A 13,544-nucleotide genomic window follows, 5' to 3' on the forward strand; every position below is an offset into this window, starting at 1 on the left:
GAGAATAGAGCATTGTATGAAAAATATAATGTTGCTCGCATTTTCAATTATTACCTTCTTATCAACTGCACAAACCCCATGTGTAGACGGATATGCAGGAATATATCCATGTAACCAAGTGACTCTTTTGGCTCATATGACGCCTGATGAGATTGAGGCGGTTGAGCATAACACTTTTTGGTTAAATGACATTTGGGGGTGGACAGACCCAGCAACCAACAAGGAGTATGCACTAGTAGGCTTGAAAGATGGAGTAGCATTTGTTGATGTGACCACTCCCACTGCTCCAGTATTTTTAGGAAAACTATCAGAACCAAAAACTGCAAATAACCGAAACTCCAGAGAAGACGAAGTACAACACGGAAAATCTACCTGGAGAGATATAAAAACGTATAACAACTATGCTTTAATAGTTAGTGACCTCAACTCAGCTCATGGAATGCAGGTTTTTGATCTTACGAAATTGAGAGGACTTGATGGTCAGAATCCTCAGGAGTTTGATCATGACTATCACTATGAGGAATTCGGCTCAGCACATAATATAGTGATCAATGAATCAACAGGTTATGCTTTCGCGGTGGGAATATCCTCCGGAGGAACAGGTTGCTCTGGAGGCTTACATATCATAGACATCAAAAACCCTTTAGCACCAACATTCGTCGGCTGTTTTGATGAGGATGGTTATACACACGACGCACAATGTGTTACTTATCAGGGTTTAGACGAGGATTATATTAATAAGCCAATCTGTTTCAACTCCAATGAAGACACTTTTACCATAGTGAACCTGGAGGATCCGAACAATCCAGTAATGATCAGTAGAAATGGATATGAAAATGCCGTGTACTCGCATCAAGGATGGCTCACTCCAGATCACAAATTCTTTTTAATGAATGATGAATTGGATGAGAACGCATTTGGTCACAACGCCAAAACCTTAATCTGGGACATAGAAGATCTAGACAATCCTAAACTAATAGGTTCGTATGTCAATAATATTTCATCGATAGATCATAACCTCTACACCAACGATACGCTGGTTTTTGAATCCAACTATTGGAGTGGACTGAGAGTATTGTCATCCGACAGTATTGGTTCTGGAGAGTTGGTAGAAATTGCTTCTTTTGACACCTATCCTCAAGGAGATGGCATTCACTTCGGGGGAACATGGAGTAATTACCCTTATTTCAAAAGTGGAATTATTGTAGTTTCTGACATGAACAATGGCTTGTTCATACTAAAATTAAGTCCTGAAGTAAATCCAATTACTCAAATGCCTACATCACAAACTACCTGCTCAGGATCAGGTTATGAGTTTTCAGTAGAAACTACCGGAGATGTGAACTTTCAATGGCAATCATTTGATGGATTTACCTATCAAGAGATTAACGACAATGACTTCTACACAGGATCGAATGCAAATTCGCTTGTAGTTTCTCCAAATGAAACACTTGACGACTTACAATACCGATGTGTAGTCACAGACGAGGTTGGTAATACCTATTACACTTACCTGGTTCATTACGAGGGAGAAACATATCCGCCAATTGCGGAATTTGAGGTCTCCGTAGATGAATCTGGAGTTGCGACTTTTACGAATAAATCAAGCGATGCTACTTCCTATCTTTGGGAGTTTGGTGATGGAACCACTTCTACAGACACCAATCCTGAGCATCTATTTGAATATGGAGTATTTGATGTTACACTTACTGCATACAATGACTGTGGCTATAACATTATCACACAGAAAACACACATAGTAACAGGTGTAGATGAAGAATCCCGAGACCTCAGATTATATCCGAATCCCGCAGATGATTATGTAAATATTTACTCCAAGGAAGCCGGTAAACTATCAGTATACACTTTAGCCGGAGAATTGATTGAATCGTTTGACAAAACTTCTGGAATTGACTATTTCTCAATCAATCATTTAGCTGCCGGATCTTATATAATAAAAATCTCTACTTCATCAGGAACTGTAAGTAAGATCCTAATGAAGCAGTAGACTTAAGGCAATATGGTTTCTATCACCAATGGTTCAGGACTAAAACATAGTATGAACACAATGATAGCAAACCAGCCAAGCACCTTACGAGGCGTATTAAGGGGTCTATGATCCAATACTGGCGGATGATCTAGGCCAAGCACCCTCCCAAGCAATAAAGCAAACAGAAGCCATCCTGAGTATCCTTCTATGCTTAAGAATGAGCTAAGTAAGAACTGCAACGTAAATATCACCGTGGCAAAAAGCCATCTATTACGCTTCTCCGAGAACATTGAACGTGTACTCACAAATAAGAAATACACATAGGCTAATATGATGACAATAAACTCCAACGAGCTTTCAAGTCCCACATCAGCCAAATCATTGATGGTAATCAACCCTAAACCGGCATAAAAAATAAATGCGGTGAATAGCACCCTGGAAATAACTCGATGATTCTTAGCTCCAAACAAGCCAAATGTAATGTGTCCTCCATCCAATTGACCAATTGGTAATAAGTTCAATGCCGTAAAGAACATGGCCAGTAATCCTGCCAGCAAGAATGGATTATGCATGATCTCTTCCTTTCGGGGAACGTTTGCACCTTCAGGCATGAGGTATTTTTCAATCAATCGATAAAGCAAAGGTTTGCCAAAATACATGTTGGTATAACTCGGCTGAGGTTTGAAGTCTCGATAGTACCAATCTCCTTTTCTATTTTCATCAATATGAGCAACAGAATCTGCAGCACGCATTCGCGAATAGGCCAATGAATCCATATGTTTAGAAAATTCATATGTGTACACATGCTCTGGATAATCAAGACCATATTGTTCATACTCCGGATGTATTTCAAAGATCTGTTCTGGAGCGGGTAGAGTCGAATAGCCATATCCTATCACTCCGAGTGCAATCACGAATCCTGCCAAAGGTCCACTGATTCCTACATCAAAGTAATGCTTAAGTGAATAGATCTGATCTTTGATCTTGATAAATGCGCCCATTGTACCAAATGAAGGAGCAAGTATGAAACCTAGCCACATTGGTATGTAATAAGGCAAAGTAACATTGATCTTATGATAGCGTGCTGTAAAATAGTGACCGAACTCGTGGCATGTAAGTATCAGCAGAAATGGAATTGAAAACTGAAAACCAGAAAGAAAATCATCCCAGGTCATCAATAAGCTCTCTGGAACCCAAAGAACAAACTTAGAGTAGATCCACTCGGCTCCTGCTATAGTAGTCGTTACAATCGTTACAAGAAACAATCCAATTTGAATGAGGAGTTGCTTTTGTTTATCAGTCATACTTTAATATGTCAAAAATCTGATCAGGAAATAATACTTGTTCTGCTCTTAGTCCAACCTCTCTTGCCGCTAAAATGTTGTCTTCACGATCATCCAAAAAGATAGCCTTGGAAGGATCCAGTGAATTCTCCTCAATAACAAACTGGTAGATATCATGATTTGGCTTTCTATAGCCAATACGATGCGAATAATAGGCGATATCGGCCAGATTCATCATAGATTGACCTATTCGTTCAATCATGATTTTCTCAAACTTATCCTCATGCATGTAATTAGTATTACTTAGGATAAATACCTGATGAGTTTTTTTCAATTTTTTTATGAATTCCAGTCTTTTAACAGGAATATCTTTGATCATTAGGTTCCAGGCATGCTTAAATTCCTCATAGCTAATGTTAGCTCCAAGCAAGGAATTCATTTCTTTCACAAAAGTTTCATCATCAATTTGTCCAGTTTCATACTGAAACAAATATGGGGTATTGATCAATCGATCTTTAAGTATAACTGCATCTAAACCAGTCAATTGATGAAATTCTGCCAGCACTGCTTCAGTGTCCAAATCAACGATCACTTCTCCCAGATCAAAAATAATTGTAGATAATTCCGATAGTCTATGCTCCACTTCGTTGTATTATTTGCGGCAAATATCTAATATTGCACACCCAAAACAAAAGCACTAGTCAAATGGTGCGGATGTTTACATCATATCAAGCCGAAAGCGAGAAAATGATGGTTAGAGCTGACACCTCTGATGTACAAAAACTGTAAGGACCTCTAATACTTGACTAGATGTATTTCAGCAAGGAACGAGATTTTCCGCAAAAGGTGAACACACCAAAGTTGTTGACATTAGTAAATAACTGCTGTTTATCTTAAGAAACATTAGGAGTCTTAATTGACTCCTACGGGCCTATAGCTCAGCTGGTTAGAGCACTTGACTCATAATCAAGGGGTCCCTGGTTCGAGCCCAGGTGGGCCCACCCCTTAAAGTCTGATAAAGCCGATTGTTGAGAAACGATCGGCTTTTTTCGTCATGGCACACATCGTCTACATACTACATAGCAGCAAACTGAATAGGTTTTACAGGATCATCAGAACTAGAAGCTGCTGAAAGACTAGAATTACATCTCAACAAGTATTACGGCAACAACAAATTCAGTGCTAAAGCGGATGACTGGAAACTATTTCTGGCAATAGACTGCTCGAATAAATCCCAGGCTCTAGCAATTGAAAAACATATCAAGAAGATGAAAAGCTCGAAGTACATCAATAACCTTAAGCAATACCCCGAAATGATCGATAAGCTTTTAGAAAAATACAAATAGCGAGCCCAGGTCCCCGATAGCTATCGGGGCACCCCTTAAAGTCTGATAAAGCCGATTGTTGAGAAACGATCGGCTTTTTTCGTTATGACATACATCGTCTACATATTACACAGCAGCAAACTGAATAAGTTTTACACAGGATCATCAGAATTAGCAGCCTCTGAGAGACTAGAACTTCATCTCAACAAGTATTACAGCAACAACAAATTCAGTGCTAAAGCCGATGACTGGAAACTTTTTCTGGCAATAGACTGCTCCAATAAATCCCAGGCTCTAGCAATTGAAAAACATATCAAGAAAATGAAAAGCTCGAAATACATCACTAACCTAAAGCAATACCCCGAAATGATCGCCAAGCTTTTAGATACATACAAATAACGAGCCCAGGTCCCCGATAGCTATCGGGGCACCCCTTAAAGTCTGATAAAGCCGATTGTTGAGAAACGATCGGCTTTTTTCGTTACTAACATCTACAAAAAAGAAAAACCCGACCAAAAGTCGGGTTCTTCTATCCTCTTCATACATGTAAAAATCTTAATTCAGTTGAACCAGCTCTTTGCCGGATATGCCTGACTGAAGTCTCTGGATCATCATCTGATGAATACTTCCCATGCTCTCCAGTTTATTTAATCTTCCTTTTAGAATATCCATATCAGATTCAACACCGCTTATCTGCTTAAGCACATGTTTTTTAATGACTGTTATACACTTTAGATATTCTCTGTGTTCGGTTGTGGATAGGTTATTCACCTCCGCCAGATACTCCAAATAATTGTAGCGTTGCTTCATACTAATAGCTGGTTAGTGGCAATTATATTTTTCCTTTATTGGCGGTAAAGTTTAGAAAAGGTAGTCATTTCATTTAAACCAAAAAAGCCCTGAAAACTTTTTTCTCAAGGCTTTTTTATGACATTTATCAGAATTAAACTTTATACACCTGATTTACAATCATTTACACAATGTTGTTTTTATTAAAAAATCAATCTTAGTAACGTTTAAATAAAGATTAATTAATGAGGATCTGCAGCTCCCTCCCTATTTTTCACCAAATCAATGAACTGCTCAATTTCTAATTTTTTAGCTATAATGGTCTTATCCTCATCTAATAAGTAAACCTGAGGCGTACTCCTAACATTATAATATACTCTGAAGTAATTCTTTCCTGTTGGATCAATCGCATGGATCCATTCTGGATTAGAGCCATCCACAAATTTCTTCCATCGGTTTACATCAGTGGTGGTACACAGAGCAAACACCTGAACTCCTAATTGATAAAGCTCTTGCTCATACGATTCAAGCGTTTTTATAGTCTTCTTACAATGCCCACAATCTGGATCATAAATAAACAATAAGGTATAAGGCGAAGCAATTTGCTCCATATAAACAGGCTGCATCAATGTATCCACTACCTCCCCAATCGGTGGTGCTTGCATTCCAATTAAGCTGTGCTCTAAGTAAGCCACCTCTTCCCTTAGTTGTTTACGATATTCTTGTGAAATCCAATCGACCTTACCAGACAAATAATAATTCCTTGCCAAGTGAACCATTACAGCATCCATACCCATCAGATTGGACTCAGCATATTTTTTAAACAAAGTAACCAACCAATATCTGAACATCTCATCGTTTGACCCAATCCTTTGCATTAACTTATCCAGTCCTTTATTAATAGAGTCTGGCTGCTGGATCAGCACACGATCAAAATATTCCATGACTTTACTATGCAACAGAGGAGTTCGCAGCAATTCGGAGTTAGAAAGATCAATATCATCAAAGTAATGGTCTTTGAGGTATTGGTACGATTTGAACTTTCGAACAGAATCCGGCTCACCATCAAAAGTGGGAATTTCCAATGAACCCATCAGACTTAAAAACTCTGCGATAAAGGTTTCTGGGTTTTCGTTGATCAAATCCTTACGAAAATTGGTCATTTGATCAACAAGCTCCTGCATTTCGCTTCTCACATTAATTGAATCCTGACCTGATGTGGTTTTTAACTGCTCACCAAGTGTACGTTGTTTTCGCTGCAAATCGATCATTGTGAGTTGAAACTCCTTAAACAGCTCATTCTCCTTACTTCCTGAAATCACCAAACTCTCATACATCGTGTTAGCATCTGTCTCAATAGAATACTGACCCTTCTCCAGAATGAATTCAAAATAAAATTTGGGAGAATACAAAAAATACACTCCATTAACAGCATCAGTTCGTAGTGTAAATGCATCATTCACCACATCCAAAGTATCCAATAGATACTTCTGGCTTCCAAAATGATAACCTACATATACAGAAGTATCTGGATAGTTCAGAATCTTAAAATCCACAATAGATTGATCATTTTGGGCTTTTAGGCCTGCAATCAACCCCAATATTGAAAAGAATATACTTATGGTATGTCTCATATAAAGCCAAAGATAAATTGGTAAATCGAACTCATTATTGAAAGATTTTCAACAATGACATAATTTTCAGTACATTTTATTGTTTTCTCAACCAAATATCACATTTATTAAATGATTCGCAATTTACCATAGCTATTTTTTTTAGAATTTGATAAAATTCAATTTTCCCAGCACAGTTTTAACAATATTAAAATATTGTTTGGCGTATCATTGATTTTAATACTTTTTATTTTATCTCTGCCGTAATTTTCAGTATTTTTAGGGTTGGTTTAACGATTAAAGCATAATTATTCATGTCAAGTAAAGGACTGTATACCAAAGAGTTAGAGCATGACTCCTGTGGAGTGGGCTGTGTGGCTGATATAACTAACAAGCCATCACACAAAACCGTGAAGGATGCGCTGACGATGTTGGAGAATATGGAGCACAGAGGTGCTACCGGAAGTGATGAGAATACAGGAGATGGAGCTGGTATTTTGGTACAGATTCCACATCAATTCTACAAAACAGAGCTAGGCAATTTTGGAATTGAACTCCCAGAAAAAGGTTCTTATGGTGTGGGAATGATCTTCTTTCCAAAGCATTATCAAATAAGAGAAGAATGCAGGAAGGTTCTTAACAACTGCATTAGAGATCTTGGACTTGAATTGATTGGCTATCGTTTAGTACCCGTAAATGAGCAAGTACCGGGTCATGAATCCAAGGCCGCTGAACCATATATTGAGCAAGTATTCATTAAGGTAATAGAAGACCTTACTGAAGAAGAGCTCGAGCGTAAATTGTTCGTACTAAGCAATTATGCTACTCATGAAATCAAAAACAAAGTAGCCAGTCAAAATGGCGACTTCTATATCTGCAGTTTATCTGCAAGAACAATCATTTACAAAGGTCAGTTGAAAACAGAGCAAGTACAGCAATATTTTCATGATCTACAGAGCAAAGAATTCAAATCTGTTTTCGCGATTGTTCACTCGAGATTCTCTACCAACACATTCCCTAACTGGAAGCTTGCACAGCCATTCAGGTATCTAGCTCATAATGGAGAGATCAACACTATTAGAGGTAACGTAACCAAAATGAAGTCCAAAGAGGCCAACATGTCCTCTCCTCTTTTCTCAGACAAAGAACTTCAATGGTTAATGCCTGTAACTGATCCATCCAATTCGGATTCTGCAAACTTGGATGCATTAATTGAGCTACTTGTATTGGGAGGACGTCCTTTACCACATGTGATGATGATGTTGGTGCCGGAAGCTTGGCAAGACAACTCACACATGGATCCTTTGAAAAAGGCATTCTATAAATACCACGCGGCAATGATGGAGCCTTGGGATGGTCCAGCAGCGCTTTTCTTCACAAATGGCAAGCAACTAGGTGCTACTTTAGATAGAAACGGTCTTCGTCCGGTTCGTTACTGTATCACCAAAGACAATCGCCTCATCATGGCATCCGAAACAGGAGCTTTGCCTGTTAAACCAGAAAATGTAGTTGAAAATGGACGTCTTCAACCAGGTAAAATGCTTTGGTTAGACCTTCCAAACAACAAACTTTACAAAGACGAAGAGATCAAGAAGAAGATGGTGGAAAACAAGCCATACTTCGACTGGATCAAACAAGAAAGAATTAAACTTAGACTTCTTCCAGATCCTGAGATCAAGGAAGAAAAACTACCTAAAGAAGTTCACCAAAAACAACTTAAGGCTTACGGTTACACCCAGGAAGATCTTAAGTTAACGGTTGCACCATTGGCAGAATTGGGTAAAGAGCCACTTGGCTCAATGGGTGCTGATGCTCCGCTTGCTGTATTATCAAGACAGAGTCAGCACATCTCTAACTACTTCAAACAATATTTCGCACAGGTAAGTAATCCTCCTATCGATCCAATTAGAGAGCGATTGGTAATGTCTTTATTTACTCGTGTCGGTGATTCGTTGAATATTTTGGACGAAAGCCCAGAGCACACCAAACAGATTCACATTTCTCAACCGGTATTGTCTCGTGAAGACTTCTACAAGTTGACGAACCAAAAAGAACTTGGGTTTGACTATGCAATAGTTGACGCTACTTACAATCCAAGTGAGATGGACATCAAAACCGCTTTAGATCAAGTATGTGAAGAAGCAAAAGTTGCTGTTGAAGAGGGTAAGAAAATCATCATTATCTCTAATAGAAATATCAGCGACACTAGAGTACCTCTTCCAACTTTGATGTCTATTGGCGGAGTACACCATCACCTGGTGAAGCACAACATCAGAACGAAAGCCGGATTAATCTCTGAATCTGGAGATGTATGGGAAACACATCACTTCGCCACTGTAGTTGGTTATGGAGCAAGTGCTGTTTATCCTTTCAAAGTTTATGAAATTATAGAAGATCTTCTTTCTGAAGAAAAACTTGACACAGCTTATCCAGCTCAGAAATACTTCGAAAACTTCGCAAAAGGTATTGGTGGAGGATTGTTGAAGATTCTTTCTAAGATGGGTATTTCAACTCTTCAATCTTATCAATCTGCACAGATTTTCGAATGTGTAGGTCTCAGTTCTGAGGTAGTTAATAAATGTTTCAAAGGTACTGTAAGCAGAATCGAAGGCCTAACTTTTGAAGATCTGGAGAAGGAATGTTTGATTAAGCATCATACTGCTTATGACTCGGACAACAAGCTTCTGGAAATTGGCGGATACTTCCAATGGAAACGCAATGGTGAATCCCACTTGTTAAATCCTGAAACCATCCATTTATTGCAAAAATCCACTTCTCTTGGAGATTATGATTTATGGAAAAAATACTCTGAGGCCGTAAACGTTCATCAGGAAAATGCTATTACACTTAGAAGCCTATTCGACTTTAGAAAGCGTACTTCCATCACTTTAGACGAGGTAGAACCTGCAAGTAGCATTATGAAGCGTTTCGCAACTGGTGCTATGTCATTCGGATCTATTTCTCACGAGGCACACTCCACACTTGCTATCGCCATGAACAGAATTGGTGGTAAAAGTAACAGTGGCGAAGGTGGTGAAGACGAAGTTCGTTTCGCTCGCAAGCCAAATGGCGACTGGGAAAGGTCAGCTATCAAGCAGGTAGCTTCTGGTCGATTCGGTGTAACAAGTAACTACCTTAAAGAAGCAGAAGAACTTCAAATTAAAATTGCTCAAGGAGCAAAACCGGGAGAAGGTGGACAGCTTCCAGGACATAAAGTAGATGAGTGGATTGCTAAAGTAAGACACTCCACTCCAGGTGTAGGCTTGATATCTCCTCCACCACACCACGACATCTACTCTATTGAGGACTTGAAGCAATTGATTTATGACCTTAAAAATGCCAACAGACACGCACGAATCAACGTGAAGCTCGTTTCTGAGGCAGGTGTAGGCACGATTGCATCTGGTGTTGCTAAAGCAAAAGCTGACGTAATACTTGTATCAGGTGCTGATGGTGGAACTGGAGCATCTCCATTAAGTTCTATCAGACACGCAGGTCTGCCATGGGAAATCGGTCTATCTGAAGCTCATCAGACGTTATTGAAAAACAACCTAAGAAGTAGAGTTACACTACAGACTGATGGTAAATTAATGACCGGTAGAGATATTGCCGTAGCATGTCTTCTAGGAGCCGAAGAATTTGGATTCAGTACTACTGCTCTAATTGTAGAAGGCTGCATCATGATGAGAAAATGCCACTTAAACACTTGTCCAGTTGGTATTGCTACTCAAAAACCAGAATTGAGAAAATTATTCACTGGTAATCCTGATCACGTAGTTAACTTCTTCAAGTTCTTGGCTGAAGAGTTAAGAGAAATCATGGCAGAGCTTGGATTTAGAACTATCAATGAGATGGTGGGTCAATCTCAAGTTTTGAAAGTGAAGTCAGAATTGAATCACTGGAAACTGAAAAACATCGACTTCTCTCCTATTCTTCATCAGGTAAGCGTTCCAACTTCGTTTGGTCAATACAAGCAAATTGATCAGATCCATGGACTAGAAAAAGTACTGGATCGTAAGTTGATTGAAGACTACATCAAGAAAGGATACAACAACAAAGAATATAAGATAGTAAACGTTGATCGCTCAGTTGGAACCATGCTAAGTCATGAAGTATCTAAGCTTTATGGTAGCAAAGGAGTACAACTGAATGAGTTCAATATCAAATTCACAGGATCAGCAGGACAAAGCTTTGGGGCATTCCTTGCACCTGGTATCAACTTCGAATTGACTGGAGAAGCCAATGACTACTGTGGTAAAGGGCTTTCTGGAGGACAAATTGTCGTAAGAGTGCCAGAAGAAGCAACTTTCCAACCTGATCAAAACATCATCATTGGAAACGTGGCATTCTATGGAGCTACACTTGGAAAAGCGTATATCCATGGAACCGCTGGTGAGCGATTCTGTGTAAGAAACTCAGGAGTAGAGGCAGTGGTAGAAGGTGTTGGTGATCACGGTTGTGAATACATGACAGGCGGAAAAGTGATTATCCTTGGTGAAACAGGAAACAACTTCGCAGCAGGTATGAGTGGCGGTATCGCATATATTTTCGATACAGCAGATACATTTAAAGATCGAGTAAATACTGAAATGGTAGGCTTAGACCCGCTAGACCAGTCAGATATCGATTACTTGAAAGCTCAAATCAAAGCACATCACGAATTTACAGGCAGCACACTTGCTGCTAACATCCTAAATGACTGGGATCACATGTCTCAGTACTTCGTAAAAGTGATGCCAAATGACTTGAAGCGTGTATTAGAAGAAAGAAAACTTAAAGAAAAAGTAGCATAATGGGAGCAGTAGACGGATTTTTAAATTACAAAAGAGAGTTACCAAAGAGCAGAGATCCTAAAACTCGCGTTGAGGATTATCAGGAAATCTACGAGCCGTTCTCAGAAGATAAGAAAAATGAGCAGGCAGCTAGATGCATGGACTGTGGGATTCCTTTTTGTCATAGTGGATGTCCGCTTGGCAATCAGATCCCAGATTTCAACGATGCAGTTTATAACAAAGACTGGGAATCTGCTTACAGCATTCTGAACTCTACCAATAACTTTCCAGAGTTTACGGGTAGAATCTGCCCTGCCCCTTGCGAAGGTTCTTGTGTTTTAGGCATTAACAAAGACCCTGTTGCTATTGAGTTGATTGAAAAATCAATCATTGAGAAAGCTTTCGAACTTGGTCTGGTAAAGCCAGAGCCTCCAAAGCATCGCACAGGTAAATCTGTAGCTGTGGTAGGTTCAGGCCCTGCAGGATTAGCAGCAGCTTCACAGCTTAACAAAGCAGGTCACAATGTGACTGTATTTGAAAGAGCTGATAAAGTGGGTGGACTTTTGAGATATGGTATTCCAGATTTCAAACTAGAGAAATGGACCATTGACAGACGCCTTGAAGTACTAGAAGCTGAAGGCGTAGTTTTTAAAACTAATGCCAATGTTGGTGGCAATATCTCTGTAGATGAATTGAAATCTAATTTCGATGCGATTCTTCTTTGTGGTGGATCAACAGTTCCGAGAGATCTTCCAATTCCAGGAAGAGATTTGGATGGCATTTACTTTGCAATGGATTTCTTATCTCAGCAAAATAAAAGAGTATCAGGCAACTCTGATGTAATGTTCAATCACAAAGGTGAGCCTCTAGGTTTAGACCTGTTTGCGACAGATAAAAATGTAGTAGTAATTGGAGGTGGGGATACTGGATCTGACTGTGTCGGAACATCTAACAGACACAAAGCTAAATCAATCACTCAAATAGAATTACTATCCAAACCATCACAATCAAGAACTAAGACCAATCCATGGCCAGAATGGCCAATGACGCTTAAGACATCATCTTCACATGAAGAAGGATGTGAAAGAGACTGGGCTGTTCTTACCAAAGAGTTTGTGGGTAAAAACGGAAAGTTGACCGGACTTAAGATTGTAGATATCAAGTGGGGTGAAAACGGTATGGAAGAAATTCGTGGTACTGATAGAATTATTCCATGTGACCTGGCGTTGCTGGCAGCAGGTTTCGTTCATCCACAAAAAGAAGGCATGATCGAGCAATTAGAGCTTGAGCTAGATGGTAGAGGAAACGTAGTTACTAACAACTATGCGACTAATCAAAAAGCGGTATTCAGTGCTGGTGATATGAGAAGAGGCCAATCTTTAGTTGTTTGGGCCATTTCAGAAGGACGTGAAGCGGCAAAAGCGGTTGATGAATTCCTAATGGGGTCTTCTACTCTTCCTTCAAAGTCTAAATCATTCTATGAATTAGTATAGTTCCCTGATTTCAAAGTCTTCCCCTTTCCCATATCGGGTCAGGTCAGACATAAGATAACTTTCCAGGGTATTTAAATCCTTTAATTTGAAATCCTCAGGTGGCAGCACTTCGAGGATTTCAAATTCATAGCGATCCCCATAATTTGTCATCCAATATTTCTGTCCCGCCCTTAAGCTGCTATAACTAATCCCTGCCATTGAAATCTTTGCTAGTTTTTTGGTATTATTGAGTTTATATTTATCATCAATATCAATCCGACTCAAAAAACACTAAAATTG

The 13,544-nt window shown here is 39.2% G+C and carries 10 protein-coding genes and 1 tRNA gene; 6 read left to right on the forward strand and 5 right to left on the reverse strand.

Annotated elements, in window-relative coordinates; genetic code table 11:
- Positions 1-16: 16 nt before the first annotated feature.
- Complete coding sequence (locus tag NXS00_RS26860; RefSeq protein ID WP_308708425.1) at positions 17-2,008, forward strand: choice-of-anchor B family protein; 1,992 nt, start codon at positions 17-19, stop codon at positions 2,006-2,008.
- A gap of 2 nt (positions 2,009-2,010) precedes the next feature.
- On the opposite strand, the gene NXS00_RS03485 is transcribed toward NXS00_RS26860, so the two are convergent.
- Together NXS00_RS03485 and NXS00_RS03490 are read right to left on the reverse strand one after the other, a co-directional pair.
- The gene (locus NXS00_RS03485; protein ID WP_258097723.1) at positions 2,011-3,294 is read right to left on the reverse strand and encodes a site-2 protease family protein; all 1,284 of its coding nucleotides are present in this window, start codon (positions 3,292-3,294) and stop codon (positions 2,011-2,013) included.
- Positions 3,287-3,916 carry an HAD-IA family hydrolase gene (locus NXS00_RS03490; protein ID WP_258097724.1) on the reverse strand — a complete coding sequence of 210 codons (630 nt, stop codon included), beginning with the start codon at positions 3,914-3,916 and terminating at the stop codon, positions 3,287-3,289. Before NXS00_RS03490 ends, NXS00_RS03485 begins: the two co-directional genes overlap by 8 nt.
- Before the next feature lie 284 nt (positions 3,917-4,200).
- On the opposite strand from NXS00_RS03490, the gene NXS00_RS03495 reads away from it, so the two are divergent.
- From NXS00_RS03495 to NXS00_RS03500, 3 genes are all read left to right on the forward strand, one after another.
- A tRNA-Ile gene (locus NXS00_RS03495) sits at positions 4,201-4,274 on the forward strand.
- Positions 4,275-4,367: 93 nt separating this feature from the next.
- Positions 4,368-4,619, forward strand: coding sequence for a GIY-YIG nuclease family protein (locus NXS00_RS26910; RefSeq protein WP_373418657.1), 252 nt, complete (start codon positions 4,368-4,370; stop codon positions 4,617-4,619).
- A gap of 84 nt (positions 4,620-4,703) precedes the next feature.
- Positions 4,704-4,997 carry a GIY-YIG nuclease family protein gene (locus NXS00_RS03500; protein ID WP_258097725.1) on the forward strand — a complete coding sequence of 98 codons (294 nt, stop codon included), beginning with the start codon at positions 4,704-4,706 and terminating at the stop codon, positions 4,995-4,997.
- A 156-nt stretch (positions 4,998-5,153) separates the two neighbouring features.
- Here NXS00_RS03500 and NXS00_RS03505 read toward each other — a convergent pair whose 3' ends face one another.
- Both NXS00_RS03505 and NXS00_RS03510 read right to left on the reverse strand, forming a co-directional pair.
- A complete protein-coding gene (locus NXS00_RS03505) occupies positions 5,154-5,408 on the reverse strand; it encodes a hypothetical protein (protein ID WP_258097726.1) in 255 nt (84 codons plus the stop codon).
- A 221-nt stretch (positions 5,409-5,629) separates the two neighbouring features.
- On the reverse strand, positions 5,630-7,021 hold the full coding sequence (locus NXS00_RS03510; RefSeq protein WP_258097727.1) for a DUF5106 domain-containing protein: 1,392 nt from the start codon (positions 7,019-7,021) through the stop codon (positions 5,630-5,632).
- 293 nt (positions 7,022-7,314) lie between these two features.
- Here NXS00_RS03510 and gltB point away from each other — a divergent pair, with 293 nt between their 5' ends.
- Together gltB and NXS00_RS03520 are read left to right on the forward strand one after the other, a co-directional pair.
- Positions 7,315-11,793: a glutamate synthase large subunit gene (gene gltB / locus NXS00_RS03515; protein ID WP_258097728.1), complete on the forward strand. Its 4,479-nt coding sequence runs from the start codon at positions 7,315-7,317 to the stop codon at positions 11,791-11,793.
- Positions 11,793-13,265, forward strand: coding sequence for a glutamate synthase subunit beta (locus NXS00_RS03520; protein WP_258097729.1), 1,473 nt, complete (start codon positions 11,793-11,795; stop codon positions 13,263-13,265). Before gltB ends, NXS00_RS03520 begins: the two co-directional genes overlap by 1 nt.
- Here the strand turns inward: NXS00_RS03520 and NXS00_RS03525 are convergent.
- Positions 13,257-13,529, reverse strand: a complete 273-nt coding sequence (locus NXS00_RS03525; RefSeq protein WP_258097730.1) for a hypothetical protein — start codon at positions 13,527-13,529, stop codon at positions 13,257-13,259. The two genes, NXS00_RS03520 and NXS00_RS03525, sit on opposite strands and share 9 nt — an antisense overlap.
- Between the last annotated feature and the right edge of the window lie 15 nt (positions 13,530-13,544).

The organism is Marinoscillum pacificum (assembly GCF_024714495.1).
Lineage (GTDB): Bacteria > Bacteroidota > Bacteroidia > Cytophagales > Cyclobacteriaceae > Marinoscillum > Marinoscillum pacificum.

What these genes read in the sequence shown, in the direction of transcription:
- NXS00_RS26860 (WP_308708425.1), top strand. Translation starts at nt 17, where the DNA reads ATGAAAAATATAATGTTGCTCGCATTTTCAATTATTACCTTCTTATCA.
- NXS00_RS03485 (WP_258097723.1), bottom strand. Translation starts at nt 3,294, where the DNA reads ATGACTGATAAACAAAAGCAACTCCTCATTCAAATTGGATTGTTTCTT.
- NXS00_RS03500 (WP_258097725.1), top strand. Translation starts at nt 4,704, where the DNA reads ATGACATACATCGTCTACATATTACACAGCAGCAAACTGAATAAGTTT.
- NXS00_RS03505 (WP_258097726.1), bottom strand. Translation starts at nt 5,408, where the DNA reads ATGAAGCAACGCTACAATTATTTGGAGTATCTGGCGGAGGTGAATAAC.
- NXS00_RS03510 (WP_258097727.1), bottom strand. Translation starts at nt 7,021, where the DNA reads ATGAGACATACCATAAGTATATTCTTTTCAATATTGGGGTTGATTGCA.
- gltB (WP_258097728.1), top strand. Translation starts at nt 7,315, where the DNA reads ATGTCAAGTAAAGGACTGTATACCAAAGAGTTAGAGCATGACTCCTGT.
- NXS00_RS03520 (WP_258097729.1), top strand. Translation starts at nt 11,793, where the DNA reads ATGGGAGCAGTAGACGGATTTTTAAATTACAAAAGAGAGTTACCAAAG.